Here is a 19,885-nt window from a genome sequence, read left to right as displayed (position 1 = left end):
TTTTGATTATTTTTTACTATAATGAAGCATTGATACAGAGGAGGTTGTGAGTGATGATTGTAGATTTAAGCGAAGTTTTGTAGGGGGAAGGCTTGCCGTTATGTAAATTACTAAAGAAATTTAGATATTGTTTGTGTGTTTATTTATTAACGCATAATTGTAGAATTCAATATTTATACTCTTTTTAACTTTTGGATAATAAACAATAATTAACTATTCTTGTAATAAGAATTGGGAAATTCTGATTTCTTTCAACCTAACCTAAGCTCTCCGAAAGATCTCAAAATCGTTGTACCTATAAGCAACACAACTTGAAATTGAGAAAAAATAATGGAACATTAAGTTCTGTGGGCATGCTATTTCTGCATGCTTTAAACTAACAGACAATTTTATTGAAAACGGCAGCTCTAACTTTTGTTTGAGCACAACATTAGAACTGCCTTTACACAACAATTAATCCCGATAACCCACGATATCTATCGTGGCGGGAGAAAGGAGGTATGTAACAAAGATAGGATAAATTAAGAGCATTTATACTTCAAGGAGGATATAAGGCTTGATGCAAAATATTATATAAAGGAGAAAATCATCACCTACAAAGGATGATAATCTATAATATTATTAAAATTATGAAAAAAATAATTGTATTATTCTCCATAGCAATTTTATTTACATTTTCTTTTATGACTTATGCTAATCAATATGAACTTACTGTTGATCCGGAGCCAGATGGAGGTGGAGTTACTGTTACTGTGACATGCCATGATAAGCTGACTTACGGAATCTTTAATAATGATACGGCAAGGCCTTGTGATATCGATACAGAATGTGCTAAAGTGGATTGCATGTATTATAGTAGACCAGGCAAATGTACTTTTAGTAATTAATAAAACGCTACAGGTTGGATTTACTTCAACTTGTAGCATTACGACTAATTTATATAGTTATGCTTAAACAATTATTAGTAGTTATAGTTACAACATTACTCATTTCTTGCCACCACCGAACCGAATTATCATCGGATGATTATGTGAATTTTGATTTTGTTGACACTATTAATATTTCTCATGATAGTAGGATTGAACTAATCCAACCAAAATATGTTAGTGTAGCAGGAGAATATGTTATTGTGACAAATTCTAAAGGTGAGTTTTTTTTTCAGGTATATAATAAATATTCACTAGAATTAGTGGGACTCTTTGGCAAAAGGGGACGTGGACCAAACGAATATTTATCTCCTAGAATAATTAAGACTTATCAAGGAGACAATGATATAATGGTTGACATTTACGATTCTAGAAATCGAAAATATTGTATTGTTGAAATAAATAGAGCAATAGAAGATCATTCATATACCCCTGATATTGAATTATTGCCAAATCAAGTTTTTAGCCCAGAAGAAATAATATATAAAAATCGAGATACACTAATATATACTCCTGACAATAGTTTTGAAAACTCGAGATTCTCATTATTCTATTATTCAACCAAACACATTAAAAGTATACCATTTCTGCCGGAATTAGAGAATGGAGTTTCTACAATTAACTCCTATCCAATTTACAATACAATAAGCTCATTGTACACACCATGTATCAAGACGATTTCTCTAGCTTCAAGTATGTTAGGTCAAGTCGATTTTTTTAGTTTAGATGGGGATTATATGTATAGCAAGATTATTGAACGACAAAAACAATTGCAGTATTCGGGAAAAAATCAATTAATATCAGAATTTGATCCTGTTAGATATCAATCTGAAATCAGATCAACAAGGCATGGCATTTTGCTCATGTATACAAAATATTATCAATCAAATGAACATGATTTTTCAGAGTTTTACTTTCTAAATTGGAATAATAAGAACAATAGAAAAGTTATAACGGACAAAGTATGTATGTCGTTTGATATTGATAAATTATCCAATAAATTATTTATTTTATTCTATGAAAATGAAAGATTCTACTTATCTAAGCAAGAAATATTCAATGACCAATATAATTTATAAAGGATTAATAGGCTCTTTATTAGTTTTCGTAATAGTTTTTTGTTCTTATTTATATTTCAGGAAAATTGAGATACCTGCGGATTCCAATTTAATCTTGAAGAAGGAAAAATTGCTTGTTTCCGCCATTCAAAGTTGGCTTAGTAATAATAATATAAACCTACTGAACCCTCAAAACGAATTCCTTTATATACCTAATGAAGCTTGCTCTGTATGTATCGAAGGGCATCTGATTCGACTAAATGAATCTAAGATCAAAAAAACAATAATTCTGTGTGAAAGCGATGATTGGGTGAAATATGTCGAGAATTTAGGTCGAATATATCATGGTGAGTTTAGATATGTTAGAGTTACACCATTTTCAAATAGTGATTTCTCTGATATTGTTCATATAAGTATAATAAATAATGGTGTCGGAAAAGTTTCAATAATTAAATTGTAAGGTTTTGAGCCAATTAATTAACATTGCTTCAGTTTTTCGTATGTAGAATGCTGTCTTAATTAGAGCGTTTGGCAACTATTATAGTATGATAAAAATAATCTATTTATGAATCAATGGAGTATGCTCGTTAGAGTGATTTGTGTTATAGGAGTTATTGTGAGCGGATGTAGCAGTCCAGAAGTTGATAAGAATGCAGTAAAGTATATTACTAAAAGATCTCAAATTGAGAAGCAAACTGTAAGTGTTGTGGTACAGACTGTATGTGAGGATGTTTTTTTACAAGAATTAAATAGCAATGGCCACTTAATAGCTGCTGAGAAGGCAGCTATCCCTTTTAAAGTACAAGAACAGATTATTGACTTAAAAGTCAATAACGGTCAACGTGTTACGAAAGGCCAAGAGATGGCTCAAGTAGAATCTTTTCAATATAAGAAAGCCTTTACAGATTGTCAGAATCTCTTTGAAAAAGCACGTATCGACCTAGAAGATCAAATTCTTGGCTATAGTTATTCAATGAAGGATACCGCTACCATGCCTCCTAATTTGCTTAAAATAGCTAAGATTCGAAGTGGCTATAATCAGGCATTAAGCAACCTAAGCGAGGCAAAATATAATTTTGATAACACAACCATTAGAGCTCCTTTTGAAGGAGTGGTTTCAAATCTGGAAGCTCAAGTACACAATCCATCATCGGCTTACGAAAAATGTTGCGAGGTGATAAACGATGCTGTAATGGTGGTTGAATTTTCTGTACTAGAGAGCGAAATGAGTTTTGTTGAAAAAGGAAGCGCGGTTGAACTAGTTCCCTATGCTTTGCCCAATAAGAGCTTTATTGGTCATATTAGTTCGGTAAATCCTTCAATCGATGAAAATGGTATGATCGAAGTTAAGGCAGATGTTAATAATCCAGAGGGTAAACTGGTTGATGGCATGAATACTAAGGTAATAATCAAAAAGGAAATTAAAGATTGTATTGTTATTCCTAAATCAGCTGTATTGTATCGTCAAAATCGTAAAGTGGTATTCGTTCATGAAGATGGCTTGGCGAAATGGGTATATGTTGAAGTAGGTGAAGAAAATTCTACACATGTTACCATTACAGATGGAAGCTTAAAACCTGGACAGGAAGTTATTATTAGCAATAATCTGAATTTAGCGCACGAAACTGCGGTGTCAGTGTTCACTGAATAATGAAGAATAGTTTCTCCGTAAATATCATTTTTATTTTACTTAGCCTAATTGGTTGTAGTTTAGTGCCGCTATTGAGTATACAATTATTACCAGCTAATACAAGTTCACACCTGTATGTGAGTTATTATTGGCCTGATATCTCGTCTGAAATTATTGAACGAGAAGTAACCTCACCGCTCGAAGGCGTTTTGTCGTCTATCAAAGGTTTGGAAGAAATTAGTTCTTCGTCATTTAAAGGGCGAGCATATATTAAAATGAATTTCAAGGATGGATGTGATTTAGATGCCATCCGTTTTGAGATAGCTTCTTTGATGCGGCACGCCTATTCTAAATTACCCGAAGGCGTATCAAGACCATTGGTCAGCAATGCATCTCAAAATAGTACTGATAAACAACTTTTAATTACTTATGCCCTCAATGGTGAGGGTTCGCCCCTAAGTATTCAACAATATGCCAAAGATTATATTGTCCCAGGTTTGGGCCTTATAAGCGATGTGGAATTAGCTGAAGCTACAGGTGCTAAACCGCTTGAATGGGAAATCACATATGATTCAAAGCAATTAAATACATTATCTATAAATCCAGATGAGCTAAGTCAGTCAATTATACGTTATTATCAAGAGCGTGATCTGGGCGGAGGAAAGTATGAATCAAGCTCTGATACCGTTTATACTTTCCTTGCTTTTAGCTCCAATAGGTCGGAAGAAGTTAACTGGAATGAAATTATTGTAGGCAATTACAAAGGGCGAATTATTCGATTAACAGATGTAGCTAAAATTAAATTAAGAGAACAAGATCCTGATTCCTATTTTCGTATTAATGGTCTTAATACGATTTATCTAAACATATACGCAGCCAAAGGTGCAAATCAGATAAAAGTAGCCAATAAAGTATATGAACAGATAAAAAAGGTGGAAGCAAGTTTTCCCAAGAATTACTCTTTGATGGTGAGTTATGATGCTTCAAAGCAATTAAATAAGGAGTTGAAAACCATTGTATTTCGCTCAGGTTTAGTTATTTTAATATTATTAGTTTTTATTTTTCTCGTAAGCCGGAGTTGGCGATACCTGTTAATTATTGGACTTAGCCTGCTAGTTAATTTGGCCAATGCAGTCATTTTTTTCTACAGCTTTGGCATCGAAATTCATTTGTACTCATTAGCGGGCATAACCGTATCATTAGGTATTATCATTGATAATACCATCATCATGGCCGATCACCGCCGCTTACACAAGAATAATAAAGCCTTCCTGGCTATCCTAGCAGCTACTTTAACCTCGATGGGAGCCTTGTCAATAATATTCTTTTTAAAGAAAGAACAACAGCTAAATCTCATTGATTTTGCTCTGGTGATGTTAGTTAATCTGGCGGTATCCTTATTTGTGGCATTATTTTTTATACCTGCTTTAACGGATAAGGTAGAATTAAAAAGCAACAGAAGCACAGCAGTAATAAAAAGAAGACGTAGTATTAATCGGATAAGTACATATTATGGACAACTGATTTTATTTACCTATCGTTTTAAATTGGTTTTTATATTAATCGTCATATTGGGATTTGGTATTCCATTTCATTTATTACCCGATCAGATTGAATCAAAAAATAAAGAAACGGAACTCTCTTCCTGGGAGAAGACCTATAACAAGACGATAGGGAATGCCACTTTTGTAAATGATGTTAAACCATGGTTGGAGAAAATATTTGGCGGTAGTTTTTACCTCTTTTCTAATTATATGGAGGAGAACCAGTTTGATTGGGATAATAACCGAACAAAGTTAACTGTAAATATTAGCATGCCCGATGGTGCTACACTTGAGCAAATGAATAAGGTTTTTGTCGATCTTGAGAACTACCTGGCTAGTTTTGATGAAATAGAACGTTTTATTTCTCGTATTAGAAGTGTTGATAGATCAAGCATTGAGATTTCCTTTAAGAAAGAAGCTGAACATACTACTTTTCCTTATTATTTAAAACAACTATTAGAAACGAAAGCGGTTGAAACGGGTGGTGCCGATTTTGGTATCTTCGGTGTGGGACGTGGTTTTAGCAATAAGCTTTATGAAGGGAATCACAATAGTAGTATTCTACTAACAGGTTATAACTTTGATGACCTGATGGGTTATGCTGATTTCTTGAAAAAGGAATTATTGAAGCATCAGCGTATTCAGGAGGTATTTATTAGAACCGAGCAGCGTTTTTATGGCAAACCGCGTTATGAGTTTGTCGCTAATGTTAACATGGATCGATTGGTGCAAAGTGATTTTACCATAGGACAGTTATATGAACATTTACTAACACTATCACCAAAAGAAAACATTATTCACTATGTAACACATGATAAAGAGTTATTACCTGTCGTGTTGCATCCAAACACTAAGGATGATGCTGAGTTATGGAGTATTAAAAATAGTTTGTTAACGAATGAAAATGGTAAATCAACCCGGTTTAAAAATGTGGCAAACATTGAGAAGGTACGCTCGGATGCATCTATAAATAAACTGAATCAGCAATATCGTATCGTAGTAACTTACGATTTTATTGGGCCATATCAACTGTCAAAACGGGTTTTAGATCGAAATGTGGAGATGATAAATAAACATTTACCATTAGGTTATATTGCTAAAAAAGATGCTTACGCTTGGCGCTGGAATTATGATGAAGAATCGCAGTACTGGTTGTTATTTCTGCTCATTCTGATAATCTATATAATTTGTGCCATTTTGTTAGAGTCACTGTTACAGCCATTAGCTGTTATAGCAATGATTCCAATCTCTTTTATCGGTGTTTTTCTCACTTTTACTTTGTTTAAGTTACCCTTTGATCAAGGAGGCTATGCTTCACTCATATTAATTTGTGGATTAACAGTTAACTCGGCGCTCTATATTATCAACGATTATAATAACAATAGAAAGTCTATTGTGTATGCTTCAAAAATACGCCTATATACAAAAGCTTATAATCATAAAATAACGCCCATATTACTAACTATTATCTCCAGTACTCTTGGTTTTGTTCCTTTTTTATTGGGAGGTAGAGGCGATGGTTTTTGGTTTTCTTTAGCTGCTGGTGCAATAGGAGGGTTATTGTTTAGCTTGCTTGCTTTGATTATCTGGCTGCCTCTTTTATTAAAGTTAGTAGTTAGTAATTCATACAAACGTATTCGCTTAAAACCAAACGATAACCCAATTAACGAGGAGAATGAATAAGAAATGGTAAAATTCCTGATAAATAGACCCATAGCTGTCATCATGAGCTTTGTTGCAATTCTTCTACTTGGAGCTGTTGCAAGTGGCTTGTTGCCAATATCCTTGATGCCTGATATTGACATTCCTGAAATTACCGTTAAAATTGAACAAGAAGGGGTGTCAGTTAGGGAGTTAGAAACTAGTATAGTTAAGCCAATGCGACAGCGGTTAATGCAGGTGGCACATTTAGAGGATATCAAAAGTGAATCAAAAGATGGCTTGGCTTTAATTCGCCTTAAATTTAAATACGGAACGGATGTTAATTACTCTTTTATTGATGTTAATGAAAAGGTAGATGCAGTAATGCGAAACATGCCCCGAGATGTGGAGCGCCCCGCTATTATTAAAGCAAGTGCTACAGATCTACCAGTATTTTATATTAATGTTCATTCTAATAAAAAAGTACAATCAGAAAATGAGACCGCTCATTTTATGGAATTAAGCGAATTTGTAAACGCTGTAATTCGAAAACGACTGGAGCAATTACCACAGGTAGCTATGGTAGATGTAACTGGACAAATATGGCCAGAATTGTATATACTCCCGAATAATGAACTATTAGAAACATTAAACATTTCTCATAGTCAGATACAAAAGGTACTGCGAGAAAATAATATCTCCTTAGGATCTTTGCAGGTTATCGATGGGCAATATCAATACAACATTCGCTTTGCCAATTCGCTTAGTAATGTAGAGGATGTTCAGAATCTGTTTATCAAAACCAACAACCGTTTATTGCAATTAAAAGACATTGCTGATATTGGTATGCGATCGCGCTCCCAGAAAGGAATGTTTATGCAGGATCAGCATACAGCTTTATCGCTAGCTCTTATTAAACAAAGTGATGCCCGTATGGCTGATTTAAAGGAGCAGGTAAGTGATTTACTACAAATATTTCGAGAAGATTATCCTGAAATAAGTTTTGCAGTATCTCGTGATCAAACGGCAATTCTAGATTATGCGATTGATAACTTGTTACAAAGTCTTTTGGTAGGTGGCCTATTAGCTTTTTTAATCATGTTTTTCTTCATGAAAGATATGCGATCTCCTTGGCTGATTGGTTTTAGCATTCCTGTTTCTTTAATTATCAGCTTGCTATTCTTTCACTTAATGGATTTATCCTTGAATATTATTTCTTTATCCGGCTTGATATTGGGTATAGGTATGATGATTGATAATTCCATAATTGTTATTGATAATATTACCCAGCAACGCGAGAGAGGAGCCACATTGACTATGGCTTGTATCAAAGGAACCAATGAAGTTATTCGCCCTCTGATATCATCGGTTCTGACCACTTGTGCTGTGTTTCTTCCACTAATATTCGTAAGTGGAATTTCGGGAGCTCTGTTTTACGATCAGGCTGTTGCGGTAGCGATTGGACTATTGGCATCATTACTTGTTTCTATTACCTTATTGCCTACTTTGTACCACTTATTTTGGTTAAAATCAAAGTCAAAACAATCGGATAGCAAGACTAAAAAGTGGCTAAATGCGATCCAATTTTTTAATGCCGAGGATATTTATGAGAAAGGCTGGCATTGGGTATTTAAAAGAAAACGTATGCTCTTTGTTACCTTCCTAATGTTCATTGGTTTGGGTGTGTTGTTGGGAATTAGTATGAAGAAAGAGCGTTTCCCGGCATTCGAGCAAGATGAATTATTGGTAAAGATTGATTGGAATGAGAATATTCATATTAAGGAAAGTACACAGAGAATCACAAATTTATTATCACATTTAGAAGATCAAGTCATAACGTCTAATGCATATATTGGAACGCAGCAATATGTTATGAATAATTTGGATCTTTCTTCCAATGAAGTATTAGTACATTTAGAATTAATAGCAGATTGTGATGAAGAACAGCTGAGAAATGATATTAATAAAGTAATTAATCAATCATACCAGAAAAGTAAACTGGAATTTAGTCACCCTGAAACTATTTTTGAGCGCTTATTTGCCGATGATGAAGCCCCTTTTGTTGTGCGCATCAGCAGTCAGCTTTCGAAAGGTGTACCTGATGTTCCAGAATCAACTACTATTATTGACCAACTTCAAGCTGCTTATCCTGACTATAGAATTGAGAGCTTTGCGAAGGAATCGTTTATGCAAGTATTGGTACAGGCGGAAAAGCTAGCTTTGTATGAGGTGGATCAAGAAAGGTTATTTACTCGATTAAAAGCTGCTTTAAATGAATATCAAGTTAGTGTTTTGCGATCGCGTACTTTGTATATTCCAATAGTAATATCAGATAAGGAAAGAACAATTAATACTATTCTTAAAGAACTAAGCGTTAAAAATAAAAATGATATTGAAATCCCTGTTCGTCATTTGCTCACTATTCGAGCAAAACAATATTGTAAAACCATTACAGGAGGTAAAGATGGTGAGTACCTTGCTGTTCCCTTTTTTAATGTGGAGAAGGAAGATCCACATAGATTAGCTAAAAAAATAAAAGAAGGTTTACAGTCTCATACTAGTATTCATACCAGCTTTTCAGGTCAATTATTTTCAGCTCGCTTGCTGTTTAAAGAAATGGTAATTGTTATGCTAATTGCTTTGGCACTATTGTATTTTATATTGGCTGCACAGTTTGAGAGTCTCAGCCAGCCATTGATTGTTTTGCTCGAAGTGCCAATTGATATTGCAGGGGCATTGGGTTTGTTATGGATTTTTGGAGGTACTATTAACCTAATGGCTATGATTGGGATAATCGTAATGAGTGGTATTATCATTAATGATTCAATACTTAAAATTGATACCATTAATCAATTATGGCGACAAGGAATGGGACTTCTGCAAGCCATTGAGACAGCTGGTAAAAGGCGCCTGAAACCAATATTGATGACTAGTTTGACAACCATTTTTGCAATGGTTCCCTTTTTATTTGCAAACGATATGGGTAGTGAACTGCAAAAGCCACTGGCTTTAACGGTCATAGGAGGAATGCTACTTGGAACCTTGGTAAGCTTATATTTTATACCCTTGTGTTACTATTATTTGAATAAGAATAAAGCATAGATATGAGACTTAAATATAAAATACTTTTTTTATCCTTGGTGTGTTATTTTAGCTTAAGTGCACAGCAATTAATGCAACTAAATTTGGATGATGCTTTGCGTTTAGCACAAACGCAGTCCTTACAATCTTTTTTAGTAAAAAACACCTACCTGGCAGACTATTGGCAATATAAAAGCTATAAGGCCAATTTCTTACCTTCTTTGGAGTTTCGCACAAACTTGGTTTCATATACAAATGCCAATCAGTTACGTTATAACTCCGTAACCGAAACCGAGGACTTTGTTCGGACACAAACTTTAAATTCAGATGCCTCCTTAATGGTAATTCAGAATGTTGGAGTGACAGGTGGTACGTTTTTTATGCAAACAGATTTGGACCGAAATGAAAACTTTGGATCTACTCCATACACGCAATTTTCATCTCGGCCTTTCCGTATCGGATATCAACAAGAGTTATTTGGATACAATGAGTTTAAATGGGATCATAAACTAGAGCCTAAGAAGTACGAAAAAGCCATGTTGCAGTATTTGCATGATGTTGAATTCACTAATATGAAAACCTGTCAATATTTCTTTGCTTTGGCCATGGCCAATATGGAGAAAGAAATGGCTGATTATAATTTACAGAGCATCGATACTCTGCTTAATATTGCAGAGCGTCGGTTTGAGTTAGGTACTGTTGATAAGGCAGAATTAATGGAATTGCGACTTAACCAAAACAATGCTCAAATTAGAGTTGAAGAATCATTACTTCAATATCGCAAAGAAAAAGAAGCGTTTATAACATTCTTGCGTTTGCCATCTGAAATCGATCCTCAATTATTGTTGCCTGAAGCTATTGATCTTCAAATTCCGGAAGAAGAGGCTTTGAGGGTGGCACTTGATCGTAATGCTCAGATGATTGAACACGAGATAAATGTGCTGTCATCCGAACAAGAGGTTGCAGAAATGAAAGCAAAAAACAGATTTCAAGCAAACTTAAGTATTTCCTACGGTATAAATAAAGCGGATGGATACTATGATTATAACAATGATATTCCTGTAAATGGAAGCATTGGTAATGTTTACCGTCCTGATTTTGACGATTATCAGCAATTAGGCATTAGTTTAAATGTACCAATCCTAGATTGGGGAAAACGAAAAGGTCAGTTTAAAATGGCACAATCCAGGCAAGAAATAACCCGAATAGCAGTAGAGCAAGCGATTCAATCATTTGAACAAGAAGTAATCACCAAGGTGCTTGGATTTAATTTGCAATATAATAAGGTGCAATCTGCCTCAAGATCTGATCAATTAGCCCTTGAGAGTTATCAATTAACAGAGCAGCGATTTAGAAAAGGAAATGTTGATGTTCAAAAATTGACCTTATCACAACAAGCTAAAGATAATGCCAGTTTGAAATACATCAGTAGTCTTTATCAGTATTGGTTGAACTATTATGAAGTCCGGCATTTCACCTTATTTGACTTTAGAAAGAATGTACAATTGGTGGAAGATTTTGAAGCCTTGTTGAAGAATTAATTGATATTTTCAGTATTGCAGCACTTAGGTCGGAGGAAAATAGAATTAACTTAGAGGCAAAATTAACTCTAAGAATGGACGGCAATATCGCAGGCTTAGCAGATGATGACAAACGAGATATGGCTAATAAATGATTGAATTTGAATAAAATTAAAGACGTAGAGACTTTTAATCAGGCCGTAGTTGAGCTTTCTAAAATATACCAGGAATGGTTGGATATATTTCCATTTGAACTGGAGATGTTTGAGCATCTAAAGGGTGAGTTCTCCAAGGAATTACCAATTGTAAAACAAAGCAAATGGACACTAAATGATAAAGTCAATGAAATAGAGATAGATATATATTCAAATAAAACCTTCCATCAGTTTCTTGCGCAAAAAACAACTGCAATTCTATCTCAAATAAATACACTTACATTACATGAAGAGGGTAAAATTAATGATATACAAAAGCATAGAATTGATGTCATAAATCGCAAAAGACGGCACAAGCTAAATAGTCAGGTAATGAGGTCTAGATACCAAAAACCTGAGTACCTTGATTACATTAGCGAATGGTTTGAAGATGAAAAAGAGTATATTGAGGAGATAAAGCTATATCTTGAAGAAAATAAAGACACTAATCGGGTAAAGAAAATATCTGCTAAATGGTATGCGTTATTGCATATATTTAAAATCAATGCTGGACTTGAAGCAACTTTCCCTTTAAATGACAATGACCAATTTGATTATAAGTTAATAAAGAAATTCGCAGAAGACAACTACCCTCTTAAAAACGGGCAAGGTTTTTATAGAGCATTTAAGGAATTTTATAGTGAACAGGAAGATGCAATTAAGAAATCATTTGGCAAAGGTTACAAACAAACACTCATAGAAATGACAAATGCCCCTCTCCTAATTGCGTATATAGAAAAACCTCACCAACTATAAGCGAATGAATATCAACATGTAAAAAGTCGTGTATTTACACAAAATAATACACGGTGCAAACCATCCATAAGTTTGTTTCAAAATTCAAAAACAGATTTATGGACAAGTCCACATTATTACAAAACAGCACAAACGAAAAGGCAATTGATGCCACCAATTTGTTTATTAACAACATTGCTTCGGCAATTGCCAATCAGGTTGCAAACCAACTTGCTAACCAAGTAGCACCGTTATTAAACACAGATAAGAGCGAAACTCAAGACAAACTCCTCAATATTGATGAGGCCTGCAAAGTACTACATTTGGAAAAACCAACCGTTTATTCAAAGGTTAGTCGTGGTGAACTACCACATATGAAAAAAGGGAAACGCCTTTATTTTTCACATGAAGCTCTTCTTGAGTATATTCATTCTGGTAGAGTAAAGACTAATGATGAACTAGCAGAGAGCGCATTAGACTATTTGAACATCAGAAAGGGAGGTGTATCAAATGGAAAATAAAAGCTCCATAACGCTTGATGCCATTAAGGAAGATGCATTAAAACAATCGCAAATTATTGAGGGCGAAGAAGCTATTAAAGGGTTGTTCGTAGTTAAGTCTGCTAATAAGTGGATTGAGGAAGCGAAAAACAGACCAATACCCAAAATGCTTTTCTCTGAATTTTGGCACGAAAGTGAATTGTGTATATTGTTTGCAGATACCAATCTTGGGAAAAGTATCTTAGCTGTACAGATTGCCAATAGTATTTCTAAAGGCATACCTATAAGGGGTTTTAAACTTGAAGCTAAACAGCAGAAAGTTCTCTATTTTGACTTTGAACTATCAGACAAGCAGTTTGAAGTTAGGTATTCAGAAAATTACACAAACCATTATCGTTTTAATGAATGCTTTCAAAGAGTTGAGATAAACACCGATGCGGAACTACCGCCCAATGTAACGTTTGAGAACTTCCTAAATGAATCATTGGAAAAAGCCATTGTAGATACGGACGCTCGAATTTTAATTATTGACAATATTACCTTTCTTGGCAATGATAATGAGAAAGCCAAAGATGCCTTACCTCTGATGAAACACTTAAAAGCGCTTAAGAAAAAATATGACCTATCCATTTTAGTTTTAGCGCATACTCCCAAAAGAGATTCATCAAAACAGATAACGGTTAATGACATCCAAGGCAGCAAGATGTTATCAAATTTTACAGATAGCAGTTTTGCCATCGGTTTAAGTCATAAAGACAAAAGCTTACGCTACATCAAGCAGATTAAACAGCGTAATTCAGAGCAAGTTTATGATACCGAAAATGTTATTGTCTGTGAAATTGATAAGCAAACTAATTTTCTTGAGTTTCATTTTGTTGATTTTGGTTCTGAAATAGAACACCTCAAGCAAATTGACAAATCCGAGAGAGCAGAGGTAGAACAAAACATCCTTCAACTCAAAAAAGAAAACTCAGGCCTAAGTAATAGGAAAATAGCAGAACAACTTGGCACTAATGCAATGAATGTTGGAAGAGTTTTAAAAAGGCACAATCTGTAACAGGTGTAACACACGTAACAGTGTTACGCTTGTTACACCCGTTACACAACCATCTTTCAATTATGAACTTTGAAATAGAGAAATATAACCAATACAATCTACCCGAAGGGAGAAGATATAGTATTTGTCCACTTTGTTCTGAACATCGTAAGAAAAGTAAGGAGAAATGTATGATGCTAGACTGGCGAAAGGGACTAGGAACGTGCCAACATTGTGGTGAAGTAATTCAACTACATACTTACAAGAAAAAAAGCGCAGATCCCTTAACTCATTTCATACCGCGAATGCAACCCATAAAGAACGTTGAAGAAGTAATTTCATTCATAAGTACCGAAACTGTTAGAGCATCTATGCAGCGTTATGACGAGAATAATTTTGCAACTTTTTTAAACAGCATTTTTGGACAACTCAAAACCTTAGAATTAGTCAATGTTTACAGTATTGGTACATCTCGAAAATGGCAAGGTGCAACTGTGTTTTGGCAGAATGATGTTAATGAAAGAGCCAGAACTGGTAAGATTATGCTATATGACGCTACTACAGGAAAGCGAGTTAAGAAACCAAGAAACTATTTCACATGGGTACATTCTGCGCTAAATCTTGAAAACTTCAATCAAAAACAGTGTTTGTTCGGTGAGCATCTATTAAAAGAGAATAAGCCTATTGCCCTTGTTGAGAGTGAAAAGACCGCAGTTATTGCTAGTGCTTACTTGCCAAAATTTACATGGTTGGCAACTGGTGGAATGCAAAACTTTAGCGCAGAAAGATGCAAAATACTTGAAGGAAAAACCATTGTACTCTACCCCGACCTAAATGCCATTGATGATTGGACTAATAGGGCGCTTGATATTGAGAAAACTACAAAAGTCAAGTTTGTAATCTCTGATTTATTACAAAAATACGCCAATGAAGAGGAGATTGAAGATGGTTTAGACCTTGCCGATTTTTTGATTAAGCATAAATGGCAAGAAGAAATAGAGCCAATATCCGAAGAGCTTAAACGTTTAAATGCGCTAACAGATAAAAATCCAAACCTATCACTATTCGTTGAAAAATTAGATTTAGTATTAATCGATTAAACATTAAAATATGAATACCAAAACATGCCTTAATTGCAGCGCATCATTCACGCCCAAACGTTCAGATGCGATATGCTGTTCCGACAAATGCCGTGCTGCTTACAATTACCAGAAGAAACAGCGCAAAAACTCTAAATCCAACTTGCCAACAATTGCAGAAAACGCGCAAAATCAAGAAAAGGAAATCGTTATCAAAGGTGATATAGATACCACCTTTCTTATTTCTAAAGCCAAAGAGTGTGAAACCAAGATGGAACTCATTAATTCAGAAATTGCGCAAATTGAAACCTTAAAAACTGAGTATTCTGCGCAAATATTGAAGTTCCAGAAAGAAATATTAACCATTGAAACTGGCGACAAGGCTAAACTAGTAAAACGTCATAATCTTTCTGATTTGGCTCTTTATAATAACTACCTAAATAGCGCATATTTGACAGAAAAGAAGAAGGGAAACGAATTTGCACACAACCGATTAAAATCGGAATCTGATTTAACCAATGCATATAGTCCTAATATGCGCATATCCGTTGAAAATTACCGAAGTAATATTATTAGTGCTATCAACAAACATGATTTAGAAATAACAAACTTTCAACAGCAAATTGTAACAGTTAAAACCAACATTGACCAATATTGCGCTAAAATCAAAGAACTGCAAAGTCAGTTGCGTTTTTATGAAGCTCGTGTATTAAAATATGAAACCTTGTTATTATCCGTTTAGCTGTAAACGGATAAAAGCAACGGTTGTTTGTCGTTTCCTCAGCGGCAAATGGCTTCTTTACTCGAGAGGTTATTCTAATTAATAAACTATCTGAGCTTCATCCCTTGTCACGCTTCCAGATATTATACTTCAACCAATCCACCCAAAAACTGAGCAAAAGCGGTAATATCACCATTTACACTAGCCTGCTCCAAAGCAGCCATATAAGCATCACGTTGTTTCAATGGTACCACTGTCCATGAATAACCACCTGAGGCCAACATCACATTAAATAAAAATCGTCCAATACGACCGTTACCATCCATATATGGATGTATATACACAAATATAAAATGCCCTAGAACCGCCCTAACACTTGCTTCTGTTTCTTCTTCCAATAAATCAAATAATACAGGCATCGCATCACGTAATGCATCTGGATTAAGTGGTGTGTGCATAGAGCCTTTGATATAAACTTGATTATTACGGTACCCGGCAAGATCACTAGGTTTTAAGATACCTGCGGTAACACTTGGGGCAAAAAGTTCACGATACCAATCACTATGCTCCCTACCTGCAACCTCACCTGCATTATTGCCTTCAAGTATTAATTGGATACTATTTTTTACTGCTTGAAACGCTTGATAATACCCTCGTGCGGCCATGGCATTTTTTTCTTTTTTGTCCTCTTCACTGATTTCAGGGTCCCAATTACCACCTCTAACTCGCTCAATAAGTTCAGTAGTAACACGGTATCCTTCAATGGATAGTGAGTTATAGGCATCGTTTACGTATATGTCTTCAACTTCCTGTAGATAAGCATCAATATCGGACGGTACTTCCTGTGTAGCAGGAAAATTAGCAATGACGGTTTCTCGCATCTGGTGCCACATCAACTTTATCCGGTTGGCATAGGGGGATGTTTCTCTTACATTTAAAGCAAACGAAAGCTTTTGAGCAAATGGATCATTCTCACGAACATCATACCCTGCTGATTGCATAGTTTTGACAATTGTGTCAGCAATTTTATTATTACCAATATTACGAAATGCACCAGCAAGACGACTTGCAATAACACTATGTCCACCATCAAGAAGTTTTCCTAAAAGGATAGAACTATCCTTAACCATAGCCAGACAAGTTCTTGCATCGGTTGCATGACGAGTGAAAAAATCTTCTGAAACTGAAATCAAACCATGTTCGAGTGAATATAGATTTACCCCATCAACAACTGATTTATCCTTCTTTTCTGGAACAGACAGATTTGTATCAAAAATTGACGTATTATGCGGTAATTGAAGGTTATTATTTGACGCTATTGAAGAACGCACCAGTAATTGCCCTGGTACAGTGTGATTACCAGCGTGAAGCATTAATGATTGATCTGGTGATAAACACCAATCATCTTTAAAACGATTATTACAATATACCTTAGCAAAGTACCAGAAAGACATATACCATGAAGTAGTATCACCTTTCCTTTCTTCTGGCCTTGTTGATATATACCAGCCTTTAACCACTTCTTTTAAAAAGCCATTTGCTACCAGTCTCTCCTTGATCGTGCGTGTTAATTCACTTGATTGGACAACAGCAATACCTTTTTCATTCTGTAGTTTTTGTAATGCTTCAAGAGCTTGCGCCAATTTTTCTTGCGGGGTAGCCATAATCTTATGCCTTTAAAGTTTTTGTATTAATTCCAGTTTATAATGCTGTACAATATCCAGTTTATTAGACTTTGTCATATACAGTGTAATGTGCTGAATGATTTCCAGTGTATCGCGCAAATATAAATAAATAATATTAATAATCATATAATTAGATGCTCACTGCCTGTGTCTAAAATTATACACAATCGTATCATTATACTATAAACATATAGAATAACTTGTGCGTACAAAAATAATTATACCATAGGTAAACTGCAGTTCACAGTGAAATATCAGGAAATATTAACCTTTGAAACAGGAGAAAAGGCGAAGCTTTTAAAACGCAACAATCTTTCTGATTTGGCACTTTATAACAATTACCTAAATAGCGCATATCTTACAGAAAAGAAGAAGGGAAACGAATTTGCACATAATCGTTTGAAATCGGAATCTGATTTAAACAACGTATATAATCCGAATTTGCGCATTGCCATTGAAAATTACCGCAGCAATATTGTTAGTGCCATCAATAAACATGATTTAGAAATAGCAAACTTGCAACAGCAAATTGTAACAGTTAAAACCAACATTGACCAAAACTGCGCAAAAATTAAAGAAATGCAAAATCAGTTGCGCTTTTACGAAGCAAGAGTATTAAAATACGAAGCCTTGTTATTATCCGTTTAACTGTAAACGGATAAAAGCAACGGTTAGTTACCGTTTAATTGCGGGCAATATTGCTTTTTTCTATCGCAAAAATTGCAATATACATCTTCCTGTCCGCATTGATGTTTCTACCAAATCATCAAAGAATGCGCATTGTGTGTGCGAAATCGCTTCAGTACTGCGCAAAAAGAAACTTTCCCAAGTACATTTAGGTTTGGAATCGAATAATATTCAATTAACTACAATTGTTAATCATTATCGATGAATTAATTGTTAAACGGTTAATTGAAACCACCGTTTAGAGAGACTATTTTTCCTTCCATGATCTACACAGCCATTGACTGTCTCATAAGCTGGTTTTATAAATGTGTTTCACGGTTTGGGGTTTTATGATATAATTATAAGTCTTTGGTGCGAAAATTAAGTATGCTTATATTTGAAAAAATATTTTAGCACTTTTATAACCTTCCATATTTCCTAAATCCCTGAATGGTTTGATAATATCCATAACCGATAAATATACGCCATAGATTATCCCAAACATATGTTATGGCTCTTGGGTTGTACTCATCCAAAAAATTAATGCTATGAGCTGGATTTATGAAATTGACCCATAATTTAATAGTAGTTCCAATAGCCAATAGTTGCCTTTCAAAACCATGCCAGCCCCATTCAAAATAACTATCCCTCAGTGCTAATAATTGAGGAAAAAACCCAATTATAGATACACCTAAAACAAAGGCTATTCCTACCCAAGGATTTGTTCCATGAGAGTTAGAAATACTGTTAAGAAAAAGTATCAATTTGTCTGGATTATACCATTTTCTTTTTTCTATTTCAGTCCTAAATGCATTCATTTCTAATTTGTGAAATTCTAATGCATCAATTTTGTTATTATTTATTAGCATCTGGTGCTTAAGTTGCCTAAAGACCTCCCTAGATCCCTGTCCGAAAGATACTTGATTTTTCTCAATCGTAGAATTGAAAATTGTAGCGGACAGAAGAAGCTCTCGCAAATGAACAAAACTAAGAGATAGAATGGATTCAAACTTGCATGAGTTTAACGATAGGTATTGGTCATCTATATTTCTAAAATAAACTTTGTCTTTGAAGGTTGTGTCGTAAAAAAAGAGACCTTCGTTACCATTGACCTTTGTTAGGTTAGAAAAGGTTGCTTCACCTACAAATTGATTTTCTATAAAGAATTCAACTCTTTTGTTAATTGTGATATTCTGAAAATCGAAGCGTTTTAAGCAAGTCAAACGACTGATAGATGATGCTTGATGGAAAGTGACTGTTCGAAAGGCACTATTTTCTTTCAATGTCCCTCTGATACTTAATCGTTCAATGAACTCAACTGTATTGAAGGATATGCTATTAGTGGACTTAAAGTCCACAACAAATTGACTAGAGAAGATTGTGCTAGTACATCTTAAAAATAAAATATTTTGAAAGTGTTCATATGGAATTTCGCAATCAATTACTGCATTCTTTATCTCATAATAGATGTTTCCTTTTGGATCTTTTCTCTGGAAATGTTCATCGAAAGTAGCAAGATCATGAATAACCTTTGTTTGTGATGGTGATACTATATTGTTATGCATACTCAAAAGTAGCATAATAACATAATGAAAAAAAAGAAATAAGCTATGTATTTTTTTATTATAAAAAAACCAGATAATATAAGACTGATTCTGAATTCCCACACATTTTCTCTAGAAGAAATATGCTTTAGATGATAGTTGTCGATAGGTCAGTGAAGGGATTACTCTATAATCAGAAATGGGTATTCTTGTATGCAAATAGTATGTAAACAAAAAAAGCGCCCAGAGTGGAAGCCCCCGAACGCCTTTATTTTCATTGTGGAGAATAGCGGAATCGAACCGCTGACCTTTTGACTGCCAGTCA

General features: G+C 34.6%; 15 protein-coding genes. 13 read left to right on the top strand and 2 right to left on the bottom strand.

The window, feature by feature from the left end:
- Positions 1–629: 629 nt before the first annotated feature.
- From ACRD7B_RS21445 to ACRD7B_RS21390, 12 genes are all read left to right on the top strand, one after another.
- The gene (locus ACRD7B_RS21445; protein ID WP_430826715.1) at positions 630–887 is read left to right on the top strand and encodes a hypothetical protein; all 258 of its coding nucleotides are present in this window, start codon (positions 630–632) and stop codon (positions 885–887) included.
- A gap of 59 nt (positions 888–946) precedes the next feature.
- Entirely contained in the window at positions 947–2,005 is a 1,059-nt protein-coding gene (locus ACRD7B_RS21440) for a hypothetical protein (RefSeq protein ID WP_430826714.1), read from the top strand.
- Between the two features lie 94 nt (positions 2,006–2,099).
- Positions 2,100–2,444: a hypothetical protein gene (locus tag ACRD7B_RS21435; protein ID WP_430826713.1), complete on the top strand. Its 345-nt coding sequence runs from the start codon at positions 2,100–2,102 to the stop codon at positions 2,442–2,444.
- A 105-nt stretch (positions 2,445–2,549) separates the two neighbouring features.
- The gene (locus ACRD7B_RS21430; protein WP_430826712.1) at positions 2,550–3,635 is read left to right on the top strand and encodes an efflux RND transporter periplasmic adaptor subunit; all 1,086 of its coding nucleotides are present in this window, start codon (positions 2,550–2,552) and stop codon (positions 3,633–3,635) included.
- Entirely contained in the window at positions 3,635–6,841 is a 3,207-nt protein-coding gene (locus tag ACRD7B_RS21425; protein WP_430826711.1) for an efflux RND transporter permease subunit, read from the top strand. Before ACRD7B_RS21430 ends, ACRD7B_RS21425 begins: the two co-directional genes overlap by 1 nt.
- Positions 6,842–6,844: 3 nt before the next feature.
- A complete protein-coding gene (locus ACRD7B_RS21420; protein WP_430826710.1) occupies positions 6,845–9,901 on the top strand; it encodes an efflux RND transporter permease subunit in 3,057 nt (1,018 codons plus the stop codon).
- A 2-nt stretch (positions 9,902–9,903) separates the two neighbouring features.
- A complete protein-coding gene (locus ACRD7B_RS21415) occupies positions 9,904–11,421 on the top strand; it encodes a TolC family protein (protein ID WP_430826709.1) in 1,518 nt (505 codons plus the stop codon).
- A 140-nt stretch (positions 11,422–11,561) separates the two neighbouring features.
- The gene (locus ACRD7B_RS21410) at positions 11,562–12,350 is read left to right on the top strand and encodes a hypothetical protein (RefSeq protein ID WP_430826708.1); all 789 of its coding nucleotides are present in this window, start codon (positions 11,562–11,564) and stop codon (positions 12,348–12,350) included.
- 98 nt (positions 12,351–12,448) lie between these two features.
- The gene (locus ACRD7B_RS21405; protein ID WP_430826707.1) at positions 12,449–12,850 is read left to right on the top strand and encodes a helix-turn-helix domain-containing protein; all 402 of its coding nucleotides are present in this window, start codon (positions 12,449–12,451) and stop codon (positions 12,848–12,850) included.
- The gene (locus tag ACRD7B_RS21400) at positions 12,840–13,886 is read left to right on the top strand and encodes an AAA family ATPase (protein WP_430826706.1); all 1,047 of its coding nucleotides are present in this window, start codon (positions 12,840–12,842) and stop codon (positions 13,884–13,886) included. Before ACRD7B_RS21405 ends, ACRD7B_RS21400 begins: the two co-directional genes overlap by 11 nt.
- Before the next feature lie 62 nt (positions 13,887–13,948).
- Entirely contained in the window at positions 13,949–14,965 is a 1,017-nt protein-coding gene (locus tag ACRD7B_RS21395; protein ID WP_430826705.1) for a DUF6371 domain-containing protein, read from the top strand.
- 10 nt (positions 14,966–14,975) lie between these two features.
- The gene (locus ACRD7B_RS21390; RefSeq protein ID WP_430826704.1) at positions 14,976–15,686 is read left to right on the top strand and encodes a hypothetical protein; all 711 of its coding nucleotides are present in this window, start codon (positions 14,976–14,978) and stop codon (positions 15,684–15,686) included.
- Positions 15,687–15,808: 122 nt separating this feature from the next.
- On the opposite strand, the gene ACRD7B_RS21385 is transcribed toward ACRD7B_RS21390, so the two are convergent.
- Entirely contained in the window at positions 15,809–17,329 is a 1,521-nt protein-coding gene (locus ACRD7B_RS21385; RefSeq protein WP_430826703.1) for a Fic family protein, read from the bottom strand.
- Between the two features lie 267 nt (positions 17,330–17,596).
- On the opposite strand from ACRD7B_RS21385, the gene ACRD7B_RS21380 reads away from it, so the two are divergent.
- Positions 17,597–17,998 (top strand): hypothetical protein, encoded by a 402-nt coding sequence (locus ACRD7B_RS21380; protein WP_430826702.1) that lies wholly within the window; start codon positions 17,597–17,599, stop codon positions 17,996–17,998.
- A 437-nt stretch (positions 17,999–18,435) separates the two neighbouring features.
- On the opposite strand, the gene ACRD7B_RS21375 is transcribed toward ACRD7B_RS21380, so the two are convergent.
- Positions 18,436–19,581, bottom strand: coding sequence for a hypothetical protein (locus ACRD7B_RS21375; protein WP_430826701.1), 1,146 nt, complete (start codon positions 19,579–19,581; stop codon positions 18,436–18,438).
- Positions 19,582–19,885 lie beyond the last annotated feature (304 nt).

The sequence above is a fragment of the Carboxylicivirga fragile genome, assembly GCF_050589805.1.
GTDB lineage: Bacteria > Bacteroidota > Bacteroidia > Bacteroidales > Marinilabiliaceae > Carboxylicivirga > Carboxylicivirga fragile.
The sequence above is the reverse complement of the archived record's forward strand: the minus strand, read 5'-3'. Positions and strand labels throughout refer to the sequence as shown.

Bases quoted from the DNA above. Each gene is read 5' to 3' on its own strand.
- ACRD7B_RS21445 (WP_430826715.1), top strand. From the start codon at position 630: ATGAAAAAAATAATTGTATTATTCTCCATAGCAATTTTATTTACATTT.
- ACRD7B_RS21440 (WP_430826714.1), top strand. From the start codon at position 947: ATGCTTAAACAATTATTAGTAGTTATAGTTACAACATTACTCATTTCT.
- ACRD7B_RS21430 (WP_430826712.1), top strand. From the start codon at position 2,550: ATGAATCAATGGAGTATGCTCGTTAGAGTGATTTGTGTTATAGGAGTT.
- ACRD7B_RS21425 (WP_430826711.1), top strand. From the start codon at position 3,635: ATGAAGAATAGTTTCTCCGTAAATATCATTTTTATTTTACTTAGCCTA.
- ACRD7B_RS21420 (WP_430826710.1), top strand. From the start codon at position 6,845: ATGGTAAAATTCCTGATAAATAGACCCATAGCTGTCATCATGAGCTTT.
- ACRD7B_RS21415 (WP_430826709.1), top strand. From the start codon at position 9,904: ATGAGACTTAAATATAAAATACTTTTTTTATCCTTGGTGTGTTATTTT.
- ACRD7B_RS21405 (WP_430826707.1), top strand. From the start codon at position 12,449: ATGGACAAGTCCACATTATTACAAAACAGCACAAACGAAAAGGCAATT.
- ACRD7B_RS21400 (WP_430826706.1), top strand. From the start codon at position 12,840: ATGGAAAATAAAAGCTCCATAACGCTTGATGCCATTAAGGAAGATGCA.
- ACRD7B_RS21395 (WP_430826705.1), top strand. From the start codon at position 13,949: ATGAACTTTGAAATAGAGAAATATAACCAATACAATCTACCCGAAGGG.
- ACRD7B_RS21390 (WP_430826704.1), top strand. From the start codon at position 14,976: ATGAATACCAAAACATGCCTTAATTGCAGCGCATCATTCACGCCCAAA.
- ACRD7B_RS21385 (WP_430826703.1), bottom strand. From the start codon at position 17,329: ATGGCTACCCCGCAAGAAAAATTGGCGCAAGCTCTTGAAGCATTACAA.
- ACRD7B_RS21375 (WP_430826701.1), bottom strand. From the start codon at position 19,581: ATGCATAACAATATAGTATCACCATCACAAACAAAGGTTATTCATGAT.